This window comes from Caballeronia sp. KNU42 (assembly GCF_053760385.1).
In genome coordinates, this window is record NZ_CM132388.1 from 1,797,012 (window position 1) to 1,811,944 (window position 14,933).

Sequence of the window (14,933 nt, forward strand, 5' to 3'; positions counted from 1 at the left end):
TTCTTTTATTGCCCCGCGATCGTCATCTTTTCGATCAGCACGGAGCCAATTTCCTTGTTGCCACGCACGACCGTATCTGCGCCGATGGCTTCGATGTGCCGGAACATCTCCTGAAGCGTGCTGGCGACCGTGATCTCTTCAACCGGATACTGGATCTTGCCGTTCTCCACCCAGAAGCCGGATGCGCCGCGCGAATAGTCGCCTGTGACGTAGTTCACGCCCTGCCCCATCAGTTCCGTCAGCAGCAGGCCCGTGCCCAGCTTCCTGAGCATTTCCTCGAAGTCATCGCCGGGTTTCGTGAGCGAGCTGCGCAGCGACAGATTATGCGAGCCGCCCGCGTTGCCCGTCGTTTTCATGCCCAGCTTGCGAGCCGAGTACGTCGACAGGAAATAGCCTTGCACCACCCCGTCTTCCACGACGTTGCGGCGTTGCGTGCGCACGCCTTCTTCGTCGAAAGGCGCGCTGCCCATGCCGCCCTTCACGTGCGGATCTTCGAGCACCTGGATATGCGGCGCGAACACGGGTTTGCCGAGGCTGTCGACGAGAAACGTCGTTTTTCTATACAGCGCGCCGCCACTGACCGCTTGCACGAATGCGCCCAGGATCCCGGCTGCCAGCGGCGCTTCGAACATCACGCGGCATTTGCGCGTGTCCAGCCCGCGTGCGCCCATGCGGGCAAGCGCGCGATGCGCGGCGTACCGGCCGATGGCTTCCGGTTCGGCGAGATCGGCGGCGTTGCGTTTCGATGTGTACCAGTCGTCGCGCTGCATGTCGCGGCCGGAACCCGCGATAGGCGCACATGCCACGTAATGGCGCGAGAACGGATAACCGCCCATGAACCCGCGCGATGTCGCCAGCACGAACTGGGAGTGCTGCGCCGAGACGCTTGCGCCTTCGGAGTTCTGGATGCGTTTATCGACTGCGAAGGCGGCGTCTTCGGCTCGACGGGCGAGATCGGCGGCTTCTTCGGCGTCGATGTCCCACGGGTGGTAGAGATCGAGATCCAGCGGGGCTTTTTCGAGCAGATCTTCTTCGGCGAGTCCCGCAGCGCTGTCTTCGGCTGTGAAACGCGCGATGTTGTAGGCGGCAGCGACGGTGTCTTTCAGCGCTGCGCGCGTGAAGTCCGAGGTGCTGGCATTGCCGCGTTTATTGCCGATAAACACCGTCACGCCGACCATCTTGTCGCGATTGTGCTCGATGGTTTCGACTTCGCCGCGGCGCACGCTGACTGAGAGGCCGTCGCCTTCGGAGATCTCGGTGGCGGAATCGGTGGCGCCGAGCTCCTTTGCATGCCGCAGGATGTCGGACGCGATTTCCTTCAGCTCGTCCTGGGTGTGCGGGAAAAAGCGTTGCCTGACGTCCATGTCTGCTGCCATTTTATGTCTGCCTGTGGGTGCCCGACGTGTCGAGCGTGTTCACGTTGTTGGTCGTGGCGACGGGAAGGGTTAGCCCCCGCTGTGCACTTGAATGCGGCTGTGTGACTGGTTTGCGACCATCGCACGATGATAGCAAGTCCGGCACGGGTTTGTTCGTTCGCACCGGTGGACGGGGTTTGAGGTTGTGAGGGGTTGGGGGTGGTACTTGGTTGCAAGTTCAGGGGGTAGCGGTCGGGGTCAGTGCTCAGGTTGCCAGGTTCCTGCGGTGGCGGTCTGGGTCAATGCCGGGTTGCCAGGTTCCTGCGGTGGCGGTCTGGGTCAATGCCGGGCTGCTGCTTTCGGCCTTAGTGGTCTGCTTGAGTTGGCTCATTTTTTTGCCACTATTAGCCACTGCGCGTGGCGGCGCGTCATTTCTTTGTCCAAAGCGACAAAGAAACGAAGCAAAGAAAGCGCTTTCAAAACGAGGGCTCGTAAGTTGACCTAGCGTGCAGTTTTTGCGTTTGCGGCACCCCAAAAGCACGGTGCTCGCAAGAACGACGGATGTTTGAACCCCTCCTTCTCGCGAATTCTTACACGCACACGCTTCGCCCCGTACGCTCTCGGGCAAGCACGCTTGCCAAGAAACCCGCACGGCCCTACGCGTTTCTGCGGCAGGGGCTTTTCATGGGTTAGCTGCTTGGCCGGCATGCTCGGCATGATCGGCGGGGTTACATTCGTTGGGTACGGCCTCACGCATGTTCGCGGCCTCGTTTCGAGGCGGGTTGGCGACGTGGTTCGACGTACGTACAAATTCGGTGGATGGTTGTCCGCGGATAGCGCGGAGTGCTCCATGGGCAGGTTCAGTCACTGGTGGCGAAGCGTGTGGGTATCCGTGTTCGGAGAAGGAGGGGTTCACACATCCGTCGCTCTGGCGAGCACCGTGCTTTTGGGGTGCCAAAAACGTGGAAACTGCACGCTAGGTCAACTTATGAGCCCGCGTTTTGAAAGCGCTTTCTTTGCTTCGTTTCTTTGTCGCTTTGGACAAAGAAATGACGCGCCGCCACGCGCAGTGGCTAATAGTGATAAAGAAAATAGCTCACTCACGCAGACCGCCAAGCCAAGCAGCAGCAACCCGGCATAGACCCCGACCGCTACCGCAGGAACCTGGCAACCCGGCACCAACCCGACCAATCCCGGCCGCCCCACCCAAACCCCACCAAACCAAACCCCGAGTGCGAACGGCCTCCCCTCCCAAGTTACAATAGCGGGATGAACCGTAAAACCCGCACGCAACCGATAAACCCGGCCGAGGCCTCCGAACAGGACGGCAGCGAGCACGGCTACGACCGTCCCAGCAAATCCCAGCTCAAACGCGACATGCTCGCGCTGCAAGTGCTGGGCGTCACGCTGATCGAACTGCCGAAAGACGCGCTCAAGCGCATGCCGATGCCGGAAAAGCTCGACGACGCCGTCCGCGACGCCCGCCGCATTACCGACCACGAAGGCAAACGCCGGCAGTTGCAGTATGTCGGGCGCGTCATGCGCTCGCTGACTGACGAGGAAACGGCCGCGCTGCGCACTGCGCTGGATTCATATCGCGGCGTGAACCGGGCGGAAACAGCCAAGCTGCACTGGATCGAACGCACCCGCGAAAAACTTCTCGCCGATGACGCCGCCCTCACCGATTTCATCCGCCAGCATCCCGGCGTCGACCCGCAAGAAGGCCGCACGCTGATCCGCAACGCCCGCAAGGAACGCGAACAGGCGAAACCGCCGCGCTACTTCCGCGAACTGTTCCAATGGATCAAGAGCGCGGCAGGCGTGGAAGACGAGGAAGACGAGAGCCTGAACGAAGGTGAAGCCGAAGACGAAGGCGTCGAATTCCCCGAACGAGAAGACGACGATGGCTACAAAGCGTAACCACCCGGACGAATTGCTGATCGGCCTGGTGTCGATCAGCGACCGGGCTTCGCAGGGCGTGTATGAGGACAAGGGCATTCCGTCGCTGCAGGAGTGGCTCACGGGTGCACTGAGCTCACCCTGGCGCGCTGAAACCCGGCTGATCCAGGACGACGCCGCGACCATCTCGGCAACCCTGATCGAACTCGTCGATGAAACCGGCTGTGACCTGATCCTGACCACCGGCGGCACGGGCCCATCGCGTCGCGACGTGACGCCGGAAGCTACGCTCGCGGTCGCCACGAAGCCAATGCCCGGTTTCGGCGAACAGATGCGCCAGATCAGCCTGAATTTCGTCCCGACCGCCATTTTGTCGCGGCAAGTGGCTGTGATCCGCGAGACACCGGATCACGCGGCGCTGATCGTGAATTTGCCCGGGCAGCCGAAATCGATCCGCGAAACGCTGGAAGGATTACGCGACGCGGACGGTAAATCCAGCGTGCCGGGCATTTTTGCCGCTGTGCCTTATTGCATCGATCTGATCGGCGGTCCGTACATCGAAACGCGGCCGGAAGTGGTGGCCGCGTTCAGGCCGAAAAACGCTATCCGGCCGCCAAAATCCTGACCCTCTGCACGCTTAAACCGGCGTGACATTCCCCGCTGCCGACGGGATCAGGAAATGCTCGCGGTAGTACTTGAGCTCGTCGATGGATTCGTGGATATCGGCGAGCGCCGTGTGCATCGCGCGCTTCTGAAAACCCTTGTAGATGGCCGGCTGCCAGCGGCGGCACAACTCCTTGAGCGTGCTGACGTCGAGGTTGCGATAGTGGAAAAACGTTTCCAGTTCGGGCATCCAGCGCGCCATGAAACGCCGGTCCTGACAGATGGAATTGCCGCACATGGGCGACTTGCCCGGCGGCACATATTGGCCGAGGAATTCGCGGATTTGCCGCGTGGCTTCTGCTTCATCCACCGTCGACGCCCGCACGCGCTCCGTCAGCCCCGACCGGCCGTGCGTGTTGCGATTCCACTCGTCCATCTTGCCCAGCGCCGTTTCGTCCTGGTGAATCGCCAGAACCGGCCCTTCCACCAGCCTGTCGAGCGTCGAATTCGTCACCACCACCGCAATTTCGATAATGCGGTCGGTATCGGGTTCGAGACCCGTCATCTCCATGTCGAGCCACACGAGATTCATGTCGCTACGAACGAGGTCGGAGGAGCTTGCGGAAGAAGCGGGATCGAGCACGGAATCGGCCATATGAGGGCAACCTGAGAGGGGTTTCAAGCGGGTTTCGCGCGGGTTTCACGCCTTACCAGGCGCGGGTTGAGATATCCAACACAGACCGCGCGCGGCGACGGCCAAGAACCTATAATTCTCGCATAATTCAATCGCGCTTAAATCAATCGGGTTTCCGCTGATGTCCAATTTCAATCTCGCCTTCTCGATCGTGTTCGTCGTGGCACTGGTCGGCATGGTCGGCACCAAGCTGTGGCTGGCGTCGCGCCAGATCCGGCACGTCGCCGCGCATCGCAAGGATGTGCCGCCGCAATTCCTGCAGACCATTCCGCTCGCCGCCCATCAGCGCGCCGCCGATTACACCGTCGAGCGCACGCGCCTGACCATGGTCGAGGTCGTGATCAGCGCCGCGCTCCTGATCGCGCTCACATTGCTTGGCGGCATCCAGCAGATCGAACTGGCAGTCACGGACTGGCTCGGCCGCGGTTATGTCGGGCAAATGGCGCTGGTGGCTATCGTGGTGGCCATCACCGGCGTGGTGGACCTGCCGTTCGACTATATCCGGCACTTTGTGATCGAAGAGAAATTCGGCTTCAACCGGATGACGAAAAAACTCTTTTTCCTCGATCTGGTGAAAGGTGTCGTGCTGGGCGCGGCAATCGGCTTGCCGGTGCTGTTCGTGACGCTGTGGCTGATGAACCAGGCCGGCGCTTTGTGGTGGCTGTGGGCGTGGGTGCTGCTGGTCGCGTTCCAGATGCTCGTGCTGATCCTGTACCCCACGTTTATCGCGCCGATGTTCAACAAGTTCGAACCCCTGAAAGACGAAGCGTTGCGGGTGCGCATCGAGAACCTGATGTCGCGTACGGGCTTCGCCGCGAAGGGTTTGTTCGTGATGGACGGCAGCCGCCGTTCGGCGCACGGCAACGCGTATTTCACGGGTTTCGGCGCAGCGAAGCGGATCGTTTTCTTCGATACCCTGCTCGCCCGGCTCTCCGGCAACGAGATCGAAGCGGTATTGGCGCATGAGCTTGGCCACTTCAAGCGACGTCATGTGATCAAACGCCTGATCGTCACGTTCGTGCTCAGCCTCGTGATGCTTGCGCTGCTCGGCTGGCTCGCGCAATGCGTGTGGTTCTACGAAGGACTTGGCGTGCGGCCATCGCTGCTGGGGAACAACAACGGCCTCGCGCTCGTGCTGTTCATGCTGGCGTTGCCTGTCTTCATGTTCTTCGTGACGCCGTTGGGCAGCCTGAGCTCGCGCAAACATGAATTCGAAGCCGATGCATTCGCCGCGAGCCAGACCGATCCGCGCGATCTCGTCAACGCGCTGGTCAAGCTGTATGAGGACAACGCGTCCACGCTTACACCCGATCCGCTCTATTCGGCGTTTTATGCATCGCATCCGCCTGCATCGCAGCGCATCGAGCGCTTGATGCAGTTCGCCGCATGAGGCCGGTTAACTCAAAGAAAGCGACGAACGCGCGCATCGAAGGAAAGGTCATTGCCGCGCACGGGCGGCATTATCTGGTCGCTCCCGCCGACGGCAGCGCGATGCTCCAATGCTTCCCGCGTGGCAAACGCAGCGAGATAGCGGTCGGCGACCGGGTGAGTTACGAGCAGTCATCGGCGGATCAAGGGGTGATCGTCGAGATTGGCGAGCGCCGCAACCTCCTGTATCGATCCGACCAGTTCAAGTCGAAGCTCTTCGCCGCCAATCTCGATCAATTGATGATCGTGCTCGGCACCGAGCCGCATTTCAGCGAGGACTTGCTCGGGCGCGCGCTGATCGCCGCCGAGGCGCATGGCCTCGAACCTCTGATCGTGCTGAACAAGATCGATATGGAAGGACCACTGGCGGTCGCTCGCAAGCGGCTGGCGCTGTACCGGGAGCTTGGGTACACGGTGGTGGAGTTATCGGCGAAGGCGGCGCCTGAGCGCGTGCATGAAGAACTCGATGCGCGTCTGGCCGACCGTGCCACCTTGCTGCTTGGGCAATCGGGCATGGGTAAATCGACGATCGTGAACATCCTCGTGCCGAACGCCGAAGTCGCGACGCGGGAGATATCGAAGGCATTGAACAGCGGCCGGCACACGACCACGTTCACGCGGCTGTATCCGCTGCCGGGCGGCGGATCGCTGATCGACTCGCCGGGGTTCCAGGAGTTTGGGCTGCATCACTTGTCCGAGGGACAACTGGAGCGCTCGTTCGCGGACTTCCGGCCGTTCCTCGGCAAGTGCCGCTTCTATAATTGCAGGCATCTGCATGAGCCCGGCTGCGCGATTCTCGAAGCTTTGGCGGAAGGCAAGATCAAGCCGGCGCGGCATCAGTTGTATGCGCAACTGGTGCATGAAGCCAGCCAGATTGTTCGATGATCGGCAGCGTCATCTAAAACAGATTGCGACGGGATGAAGAAACTGACGCGGGCTCCGAACCTGATTACAGCGCATCACTGGGTGAATGTGCTCGTGACAGCGGGGATAGCCTGCGAGTTGCACAACCGTTATTTGAGCGGTGCGATGGGCGAGATTCCGGCCGAGCAATGCTCGCCTGAGATCTGGATACTGGATGATCGCGACGAGGGTTTGGCGACCGGCATCCTGGAGCGCGCCCGAAGCGGTCCGGCAACCAACGCGCGGGGATGGCGCTGCCAGCAATGCGGTGAAGCGCTGGAAGCGCAATTCACCGTGTGCTGGCAATGTGGGACAGAAAGAGATCCGCTAAACGATGACTAAGCCTGCGGGACGCCCTCTTCAGGCCAGCCACACCGCGATGCTGAGCATGAGCAGCAACAGCATCCAGAGAATCACGGCACGCCAGACCAAACCCACTGCAGATTGAAGCGTCCTGGGCGTGCAATCATCGCCAACGGGCAGCGGACTGGCGTCGCCGACAGCCAGCGCATCGATGCTCAGCGGCTCCGCCAGCGGCCCCGCCAACCGAGCCCCCAGCGCCCCGCTCCCGGCCGCAAGCAGAACCCCCTCGTTGGCATCGGGCCATTGCCGCGCGTGATTGCGCCACGCATAGATCGCGTCCTCGAAATTTCCAACGATCGCGAAGCCCAACGCGGTCAACCGCGCCGGCACCCAATCGATGAAAAAGAACGCCCGCTGTGCGAAGGTGGAGAACGCCGGCGTGCGTTCATCGGTCGGCTGGACCCATGACCTCGCCAGATACTCCGCGATCCGATAAAACACCGCGCCCGCCGGTCCGATCGGAATCAAGAACCAGAAGAACACGCCGAACACGTGCCGATGCGACGCCACGACCGCATGAACCAGCGTATGCCGGACGATCTCGCTGACGGGCATATCGAGCGTATCGATGCCGGTCCATTCGTTGAGAACCTCGCGAGCGCGAGGTATGTCGTCGTTGTTCAGCGCGAGATGGATGTCGGTGAAATAGTGGCTGAACTGCCGAAAGCCCAACGTGAAATACACGATCACGACGTTCCACAGGAACGCCAGCGCGAAGTTGATGCGATAGAGCACGTAATAGACAAGCCCGACGCCCAATGTCCACGGTACCACGACCACTAGCCACGCGAGCACGCCGTGCCGCTGCTTGCCGGCATCGAAGCCATGAGCCGCGGATTCCGCATGATACTGAAGCAACGCCGAAATGGGATTCTGCGGCGAGAGCGCGCGCAACTGCTCGATGATGAGAGCCAGCAATACAGAGAAAAAAGTCATGCGATGCGCCGAGACCTTCGAGTTTTACGAATTTCTTGTAAAGATAGCACAGCACTGTGCACGCCAGAGGGACACATCGGCCGTATCGTTAGCCGTGCCTCTGTAAGCTGGCCGTCAAGCCGCGAGGAAGCGATAGAAATTGCGTAACATACCCGCCGTTGCGCCCCAGATGAAATACGGAGCCACATTCTCGGCAGGCGAAAAAGGCATCGCAAAAAAACGACGCTCCCCGCCTTCCCAGCGGAACACGCGGACCTGATGGTTGGCCGGGTTCATGAGAAAGGCGAGCGGGACTTCGAAGATATCGGCGACTTCGAGGGTATCGGCGTGCAGTTCGAACGGGGGATGCACCAGCGCCACGACCGGCGTCACGCGAAAACCCGTGCCCGTCAGATACTCGGGCAACTCACCCAGCACTTCCACATGCTTCGCCGCGAGGCCCACTTCCTCCTGCGCTTCGCGAAGCGCGGTCGCGGCGGCGTCGAGGTCTTCCGGTTCGCGACGTCCCCCCGGGAAACTGATTTGCCCCGCGTGATCCGAAAGATGCTCCGCGCGCTGAGTGAGCAGCACGGTCAACCCGGTCTCCCGCAAGACCAGTGCAATCAGCACCGATGCCACCCGTGGATCGCCACCCAGCGCCTTGATCCTGTCATCGCGCGCGTCCGGGGTCCAGTCGAGCGTCTGCTTGAACCGTGCGCGCAGTCCTGCCGGCGTCAGGAGCTCGCCACGCACAGGCGCCAGATCTTCGCCGATCGATTCGATTGGCAAGATCTCAGGCTGGAGGATTCGGGGAGTCGACAGCTTGGTCGGAGACACGAGGGGCGTTTAGTTCTCGGGTGGATCCAGGTTTAGGTCTGGTTCTGATTCTGATTTTGAAAAATCGTTGCGATCGGGACGCAAATAAGACCCGAGTGGAGCGCAAGACGAGGCAACACGTGATTTGACCACACCAAAGAAAAAAGCACCCGCGAAGGTGCTTTTCCCAGTGCAGCATCGGTGCAGTTTATTGCGCCTTTGCAGCAGCACGGTCTTTCGACACGAGCTTTTCCTTGATCCGAGCCGACTTGCCCGAACGCTCGCGCAGGTAGTACAGCTTCGCACGACGCACGTCACCACGACGCTTCACGACAATGCTCGCCAGCAGCGGCGAGTAGGTCTGGAACGTACGCTCGACGCCTTCGCCCGACGAAATCTTGCGGACGATGAAATTCGAGTTCAAACCACGGTTGCGCTTCGAGATCACAACGCCTTCGTAAGCCTGGACACGCTTGCGCGTACCTTCGACTACGTTGACGCTAACGATCACCGTATCGCCGGGGGCGAATGCGGGAATCGATTTCTCGCCGAGTGCGCGCGCGATTTCTTCTTTCTCAAGCTGTTCAATCAGATTCATTACTGACTCCTGGAGCCATCTTGCCGGAGTTGTTTGCCATTATGAGTGGCCCCGGTAGAGGATGGGTTCACATCTGGCGCCCGCTTGAATTCACAAGCCTGGCGCCACCCTTTCGTCTCGCCTTGTATTTGCCTTCCAAAGCCTACTGCGCTTTCGATCGTTCCTTGGCGAGACTTGCAAGCCATGCCTCATCGACACGGCTCAACATTTTAGCCTTGCGCGCCTTTTCTATCAGATCAGGCCGCTTTTGCTGCGTATTCTTTAGCGCTTCACGCCGGCGCCACGCCTCGATTTCCTTGTGATGGCCGCCAAGCAGCACATCCGGAACCCGCACACCGCCGTATTCTTCCGGGCGTGTGTAGTGCGGGCAATCGAGCAGCACATCGACGAAACTGTCCTGCACAGCCGACTGCGAGTCGTTCAGCACGCCGGGCAACTGGCGCACCACGGCGTCCATGAGCGCCATGGCCGGCAACTCGCCGCCCGACAACACGAAGTCGCCGAGACTCACTTCTTCGTCGACCACGCGATCGATCAAGCGCTGGTCGATGGCTTCGTAACGGCCGCACAGCACGACGAGACCCGGCTCCTGAGCGAATTGCATCACGCGCTTATGATTCAGCGTTTTCCCTTGCGGCGACATCATCACCACACGCGATCCGCCAATGCCCTGCTCCGCCTGCGCCGCTTTCGCAGCCGCAATTGCATCTTCCAGAGGCCTTGCCAGCATGACCATGCCGGGGCCGCCGCCGTACGGGCGATCATCGATGGTTCGATAATTGTCCGTGGTGAAATCGCGAGGATTCCACGTGCGAAGACCAAACCGCTCCTGCTTGACCGCCCGGCTGGTAATACCCCAATCGGTCAGCGCGCGAAACATCTCGGGAAAGAGCGTCACGACGTCAAACTGCATCGCTCTCTCCTTGCAGTGATCTTTGAATCAATTTAACGCGTCAATAGTCAGCGTCCCAGTCGACGACAATCCTGCGCGCCGTCTGATCCACCGATTTGACATATACGCCAACGAACGGAATCAGCCGTTCGCCAGTAGCGGGTGAACCGTCCTTGCCCGTAGTCGGAAATTCCACGCGCATGATGGAGTGCGCGCCGTTGTCGATCATGCTCGCGACCTGGCCTAAAGCCACGTCCGCGTCATTCACGACATCCAGGCCGATCAGATCGACCCAGTAGAATTCGTCATCGCCAGTCAGTTTCGGAAAGTCGCTGCGCAACACATGAATGCTGTGACCGCGCAACGCATAGGCCGTGTCGCGATCATCGCAGCCGGCAAAGTGCGCGACGACCGTGTCGCTATGCACTTTGGACTGCAAGCACCGAACTGCCTTGCGCTCGTTTCCCTTGACCAGCCACCAGCGCTTTGCCGCGAGCATTGCGTCACCGCCATGACCCGCGTGCGCGTGCGGCGCAATCTTGACCCAGCCCTTCAGTCCGTAAGCGTCGACGATCGCACCCACTTCAATGGCGTCATCGGGCAAACTTTCTACGGGCTCGATCGATCCTGCGCTACCTGAAGCGTCGACAGCCACGCGACGCGCTGCCGGCTTACTGACAAACGCGCCAAACGTGGCTTCGTTCGGCTCAGGTTTTTCGCCACGTGCGGCTTTCAAACCTGAGTCTGAAGCTGAATCACGCGTCGACATGAGCCAATCTCCCGCGGACCTCAGCAGCTGGAATCGATCGGATCACAAGTATCCGAGCGATCGACTGCAGCAAGCGCACTTAAGCAGCCGGCTGAGCTTGTTGCGATTGCTTGACCAGGCGTGCAACGGTAGCCGACAACTGCGCGCCATTGTCTTGCCAGTACGTCAGGCGATCCTGGGCGATACGCAGCGATTCGCCTTTGGTCGCGACCGGGTTGTAAAAACCCACGCGTTCGATGAAGCGGCCATCACGGCGGCTACGCGAATCGGTTGCAACGATGTTGTAAAACGGGCGCTTCTTGGAGCCGCCACGAGCCAAGCGGATGATAACCATGCTGAAATCCTTGAAAACCGGGGTTCGGAACTACCAAAACACGCGATTATAGCGGCAAAACGGAGCCTTAACAAACACTTGCGTCGATTAATCAAGATGTCACGTGGTCTGCGGCGGGTCATTCCGGCGGCTATCGCCCGTGCTGACGCGGCGCAAAGCGGGTTTTTCAAGACTTCGCAGAGCAACGTGAAGTGTCATTTTAGGGAGACGGATTTGGACTCGCTCATGACTTTGACCTGTAAAGCTTTCCCTGGCGACAATTCGAGGCGGGCGAGTGCGTTCGCTCGAGGTTTCTCGCGTTCGGCGCGCTCGCTCCTTTTAGTGACGAATTTTCTCATTCTGCTGGTCGGTTCGTTTGCCGCGTGCGGTGTCCACGCGGCGCTGCCGATCGATCAGATCAAGTTGCCACCGGGCTTCAGCATCGCTGTTCTCTCCGACGACGTCCCGAGCGCCCGCGCCATGGTTTTGTCGCCTAAAGGCGTACTTTACGCCGGAAGTCTCGACGGACACGTCTACGCGCTCGAGCTGAAGGACGGACGCGTGACGGCGAAACATGTGATCGCGTCAGGTCTGGACGAGCCCGCGGGCGTGGCGTTCCACAACGGCGCGCTGTATGTCTCCGCGATCTCCCGCATCCTGCGCTTCGACGACATCGACGATCACCTCGACGCGCCGCCCAAGGCTGTGGTGGTTACCGACAAACTGCCTTCTGACCGGCACCACGGCTGGAAATTCATCGCGTTCGGCCCGGACGGTAAACTGTATGTGCCGACCGGCGCGCCGTGCAATGTCTGCAATCCGGATCGCAAGCGGTACGCACTGATCGCCAGGATGAACCCGGACGGCACCGACTACGAAGTGTTTGCGAACGGCGTGCGCAATACGGTCGGCTTCGACTGGAATCCGCAGACGAAAGAACTCTGGTTCACCGACAACGGCCGCGACATGCTTGGCGACGATATCCCCGACGACAAGCTCAACCGCGCACCCAAAGCCGGCATGGACTTCGGTTTCCCCTACTGTCACGGCGGTGACGTTGTGGACCCTGAATTTGGCGCCGGCCATCCGTGCTCCGGATTCGCGCCGCCCGTGGTCAAGCTGGGCGCACACGTGGCGTCGCTTGGCATGCGCTTCTATACAGGCACGATGTTCCCCGCCGACTATAAGAACAACGTGTTCATCGCGGAACACGGGTCGTGGAACCGCAGCACCAAGGTGGGGTATCGCGTAGTAAGGATCGTGCTGGGTGCGAATGGCGAGAAACCGCGCATGGAGCCGTTCGCCCAAGGCTGGCTCCAACCAAAAGAGCAGGTCTGGGGCCGTCCCGCCGATGTCCTGCCAATGCCCGACGGCTCACTTCTCGTCAGCGACGACTACGCGGGCGCCATCTACCGTATTACGTACGCCCAACCTTGACGTTGCCGTGATCTCGCAGCGACATTGCCGCCGTCCTGTCATTGCTCGCTGAGCCGTTTAGCCACGTGAACGCCCGCCCCCGCGGGCGTAGAATGCCGCGTCGGCGCGAAAGTGTTGTCGTTTATGCCAATCCGCTTCCGCTTCCACTTCCATTACCCACTGCATTTTCCTTTTCGTTCCCGATGAACAACTCGCCGTCCACTGCCTCCCACGCATCGAAACCGACGTCAAACGGGCGTTTCCGTTCGAAAACGCTGACCGCCGCACTCGCCTTCTTCTTCGGCAGCATTGGTGCGCATCGCTTTTATCTGTACGGTTTGCGCGACAAATTCGGCTGGGCGCACATTGTGGGCAGCCTGTTGGGCGTGACCGGCTATCTGCTGCTTGCGGCAACGGAGCGGGCTTCGATTCCCGGCTGGATCCTGGTATTACCCGGCGCCATTTCACTGCTGGCGGCGTTCTTGTCGGCGATCGTCTATGGCCTGCGTCCTGACGAAAAATGGGACGCCCAGTTCAATCCACAAACCGGCCAGCATAGTGAATCCGGCTGGGCAGTCATTTTCGTCGTGATCTTTTCCTTGCTGTTCGGCGCGTTCCTGCTCATGGCAGGTCTTGCCGTCACCTTCCAGACCTACTTCGAAAACCAGGTTCAAGCAGCTAAGGAATTGTCGCAGTAAGTGCCGCAATGAGTTCCGCGATGAGTTCCGCAACGAGAATCAGGGGGCGTAGCGCCACTGCCCGGCAGTCGCTACGCCAGGCTTCAAAACAACTTCATCTGCGCACTGTCCGCGACTGCACGTGGATTTCGAGCTATCGCCTTCTCAACCCGTTGAAATTCCGACATATCCAGAATTCCGTACCGCCGTTGATTCAGGCCAAGCCGCTTCGTGGCGTTATGAAAGCGCTGCTTGAGCATGTCTGCCCATAAGCCTTCGCCTTTCATCCGCTTCGAGAAATCCGAGTCGTAGTCCTTGCCGCCGCGCATGTCGCGTACACGCCCCATCACTCGCTCCGCCCGATCCGGGAAATGCGCCGCAAGCCAGTCCTTGAACAGCGGCGCCACCTCCCACGGCAAGCGCAAAACGATGAAGCTCGCACTTGTCGCACCCGCTTCCGCGCAGGCCTCCAGCACCTTTTCCATGTCTGGTTCCGTGACGAACGGAACAATGGGCGCGACACTGACGCCTACCGGAATGCCCGCATCGGCCAACGTCCGGATAGTGCGCAACCGTCTTGATGGCGTGGCGGCACGCGGTTCGAGCGTGCGGGCAATATTCGCATCGAGCGTGGTGATGGTGACGGCAGCCATGAACTGGCCCTTCTGCGCCATGGGTGCGAGCAGGTCGATATCCCGCTCGATCAGCGACGACTTCGTGATTGCCGCGAACGGATGCCCTCGTTCGCTCAGGATCTCGGTCACCCGCCGCGTGATCCGCAAATCCCGCTCGACCGGCTGATACGCGTCCGTATTCACCCCCAGCGCGATCGGCTCCGGCTGATAAGACGGTTTGCCCAATTCCCGCTCGAGCAATTCACCCGCATTGATCTTGGCGTAGATCCGGCTTTCGAAATCCAGCCCTGGCGACAAGCCCAAATAGCTATGCGTAGGCCGCGCGAAGCAATATATACAACCATGCTCGCAACCGCGGTACGGGTTCAGCGACACACTGAACGGAATGTCCGGTGACGAATTGCGCGTCAGGATGGTCTTCGCGCGTTCCTCGAATACTTGCGTGCGCAGAACCGGCGCTTCCTCGGTTTCGCCCTCCTCGCTGACATGCGTCCAGCCGTCATCTACGCGCTCGCGCTCGTCCTTCTCGTAGCGCCCCTGAAGGTTCGTGACCGCCCCTCGGCCCTTGCGCGGCGCGGGAGGAGCAACAGGATATTCGTGGTCGTGCGAAGCCATGGACGGGGATCAGAATCAACAAAACACTGTATAAATATACAG

General features: G+C 60.4%; 16 protein-coding genes. 7 read left to right on the top strand and 9 right to left on the bottom strand.

From position 1 onward, the window contains the following. Positions 1–5 precede the first annotated feature (5 nt). The gene (gene pmbA / locus ACSOSP_RS08045; RefSeq protein WP_455310486.1) at positions 6–1,376 is read right to left on the bottom strand and encodes a metalloprotease PmbA; all 1,371 of its coding nucleotides are present in this window, start codon (positions 1,374–1,376) and stop codon (positions 6–8) included. Between the two features lie 1,248 nt (positions 1,377–2,624). On the opposite strand from pmbA, the gene yjgA reads away from it, so the two are divergent. Together yjgA and mog are read left to right on the top strand one after the other, a co-directional pair. Continuing rightward, a complete protein-coding gene (gene yjgA / locus ACSOSP_RS08050; protein ID WP_455310488.1) occupies positions 2,625–3,275 on the top strand; it encodes a ribosome biogenesis factor YjgA in 651 nt (216 codons plus the stop codon). Then, positions 3,259–3,879: a molybdopterin adenylyltransferase gene (mog, locus tag ACSOSP_RS08055; RefSeq protein WP_455310489.1), complete on the top strand. Its 621-nt coding sequence runs from the start codon at positions 3,259–3,261 to the stop codon at positions 3,877–3,879. Before yjgA ends, mog begins: the two co-directional genes overlap by 17 nt. 12 nt (positions 3,880–3,891) lie before the next feature. Here mog and orn read toward each other — a convergent pair whose 3' ends face one another. After that, complete coding sequence (gene orn, locus ACSOSP_RS08060; RefSeq protein ID WP_455310490.1) at positions 3,892–4,512, bottom strand: oligoribonuclease; 621 nt, start codon at positions 4,510–4,512, stop codon at positions 3,892–3,894. Between the two features lie 160 nt (positions 4,513–4,672). Between orn and ACSOSP_RS08065 the strand changes: the two genes are divergently transcribed. The 3 genes from ACSOSP_RS08065 to ACSOSP_RS08075 are packed head-to-tail and all read left to right on the top strand — an operon-like array spanning position 4,673 to position 7,224. Next, positions 4,673–5,941 (top strand): M48 family metallopeptidase, encoded by a 1,269-nt coding sequence (locus ACSOSP_RS08065; RefSeq protein WP_455310491.1) that lies wholly within the window; start codon positions 4,673–4,675, stop codon positions 5,939–5,941. Next, entirely contained in the window at positions 5,938–6,864 is a 927-nt protein-coding gene (gene rsgA / locus ACSOSP_RS08070) for a ribosome small subunit-dependent GTPase A (protein WP_455310492.1), read from the top strand. The genes ACSOSP_RS08065 and rsgA overlap by 4 nt, the downstream gene beginning before the upstream one ends. Positions 6,865–6,897: 33 nt before the next feature. Then, complete coding sequence (locus tag ACSOSP_RS08075) at positions 6,898–7,224, top strand: putative signal transducing protein (RefSeq protein WP_455310493.1); 327 nt, start codon at positions 6,898–6,900, stop codon at positions 7,222–7,224. Positions 7,225–7,242: 18 nt separating this feature from the next. Here the strand turns inward: ACSOSP_RS08075 and ACSOSP_RS08080 are convergent, their stop codons facing one another. The 6 genes from ACSOSP_RS08080 to rpsP all read right to left on the bottom strand — a co-directional run bounded on the left by ACSOSP_RS08080 (position 7,243) and on the right by rpsP (position 11,569). Next, entirely contained in the window at positions 7,243–8,181 is a 939-nt protein-coding gene (locus tag ACSOSP_RS08080) for a CobD/CbiB family protein (RefSeq protein ID WP_455310494.1), read from the bottom strand. A 114-nt stretch (positions 8,182–8,295) separates the two neighbouring features. Further along, positions 8,296–8,997, bottom strand: a complete 702-nt coding sequence (locus ACSOSP_RS08085) for a CoA pyrophosphatase (protein WP_455310496.1) — start codon at positions 8,995–8,997, stop codon at positions 8,296–8,298. Between the two features lie 187 nt (positions 8,998–9,184). Next, entirely contained in the window at positions 9,185–9,574 is a 390-nt protein-coding gene (rplS, locus tag ACSOSP_RS08090) for a 50S ribosomal protein L19 (protein WP_031361024.1), read from the bottom strand. Positions 9,575–9,716: 142 nt separating this feature from the next. After that, the gene (trmD, locus tag ACSOSP_RS08095; protein WP_455310498.1) at positions 9,717–10,487 is read right to left on the bottom strand and encodes a tRNA (guanosine(37)-N1)-methyltransferase TrmD; all 771 of its coding nucleotides are present in this window, start codon (positions 10,485–10,487) and stop codon (positions 9,717–9,719) included. Between the two features lie 40 nt (positions 10,488–10,527). Beyond that, complete coding sequence (gene rimM, locus ACSOSP_RS08100) at positions 10,528–11,235, bottom strand: ribosome maturation factor RimM (RefSeq protein ID WP_455310499.1); 708 nt, start codon at positions 11,233–11,235, stop codon at positions 10,528–10,530. 79 nt (positions 11,236–11,314) lie between these two features. Continuing rightward, positions 11,315–11,569: a 30S ribosomal protein S16 gene (rpsP, locus tag ACSOSP_RS08105; RefSeq protein WP_455310500.1), complete on the bottom strand. Its 255-nt coding sequence runs from the start codon at positions 11,567–11,569 to the stop codon at positions 11,315–11,317. Positions 11,570–11,794: 225 nt separating this feature from the next. Between rpsP and ACSOSP_RS08110 the strand changes: the two genes are divergently transcribed. Together ACSOSP_RS08110 and ACSOSP_RS08115 are read left to right on the top strand one after the other, a co-directional pair. Next, positions 11,795–12,985 (top strand): PQQ-dependent sugar dehydrogenase, encoded by a 1,191-nt coding sequence (locus ACSOSP_RS08110; RefSeq protein ID WP_455310501.1) that lies wholly within the window; start codon positions 11,795–11,797, stop codon positions 12,983–12,985. Positions 12,986–13,167: 182 nt separating this feature from the next. After that, entirely contained in the window at positions 13,168–13,662 is a 495-nt protein-coding gene (locus ACSOSP_RS08115; protein WP_455310502.1) for an NINE protein, read from the top strand. An 83-nt stretch (positions 13,663–13,745) separates the two neighbouring features. Here ACSOSP_RS08115 and ACSOSP_RS08120 read toward each other — a convergent pair whose 3' ends face one another. Then, entirely contained in the window at positions 13,746–14,891 is a 1,146-nt protein-coding gene (locus ACSOSP_RS08120; RefSeq protein WP_455310503.1) for a PA0069 family radical SAM protein, read from the bottom strand. Positions 14,892–14,933 lie beyond the last annotated feature (42 nt).

Coding starts and splice junctions, on each gene's coding strand:
- ACSOSP_RS08115 (WP_455310502.1), top strand. CDS start 13,168: ATGAACAACTCGCCGTCCACTGCCTCCCACGCATCGAAACCGACGTCA.
- yjgA (WP_455310488.1), top strand. CDS start 2,625: ATGAACCGTAAAACCCGCACGCAACCGATAAACCCGGCCGAGGCCTCC.
- ACSOSP_RS08120 (WP_455310503.1), bottom strand. CDS start 14,891: ATGGCTTCGCACGACCACGAATATCCTGTTGCTCCTCCCGCGCCGCGC.
- orn (WP_455310490.1), bottom strand. CDS start 4,512: ATGGCCGATTCCGTGCTCGATCCCGCTTCTTCCGCAAGCTCCTCCGAC.
- mog (WP_455310489.1), top strand. CDS start 3,259: ATGGCTACAAAGCGTAACCACCCGGACGAATTGCTGATCGGCCTGGTG.
- ACSOSP_RS08080 (WP_455310494.1), bottom strand. CDS start 8,181: ATGACTTTTTTCTCTGTATTGCTGGCTCTCATCATCGAGCAGTTGCGC.
- rsgA (WP_455310492.1), top strand. CDS start 5,938: ATGAGGCCGGTTAACTCAAAGAAAGCGACGAACGCGCGCATCGAAGGA.
- pmbA (WP_455310486.1), bottom strand. CDS start 1,376: ATGGCAGCAGACATGGACGTCAGGCAACGCTTTTTCCCGCACACCCAG.
- rpsP (WP_455310500.1), bottom strand. CDS start 11,569: ATGGTTATCATCCGCTTGGCTCGTGGCGGCTCCAAGAAGCGCCCGTTT.
- rimM (WP_455310499.1), bottom strand. CDS start 11,235: ATGTCGACGCGTGATTCAGCTTCAGACTCAGGTTTGAAAGCCGCACGT.
- ACSOSP_RS08075 (WP_455310493.1), top strand. CDS start 6,898: ATGAAGAAACTGACGCGGGCTCCGAACCTGATTACAGCGCATCACTGG.
- ACSOSP_RS08065 (WP_455310491.1), top strand. CDS start 4,673: ATGTCCAATTTCAATCTCGCCTTCTCGATCGTGTTCGTCGTGGCACTG.
- trmD (WP_455310498.1), bottom strand. CDS start 10,487: ATGCAGTTTGACGTCGTGACGCTCTTTCCCGAGATGTTTCGCGCGCTG.
- ACSOSP_RS08110 (WP_455310501.1), top strand. CDS start 11,795: ATGACTTTGACCTGTAAAGCTTTCCCTGGCGACAATTCGAGGCGGGCG.
- rplS (WP_031361024.1), bottom strand. CDS start 9,574: ATGAATCTGATTGAACAGCTTGAGAAAGAAGAAATCGCGCGCGCACTC.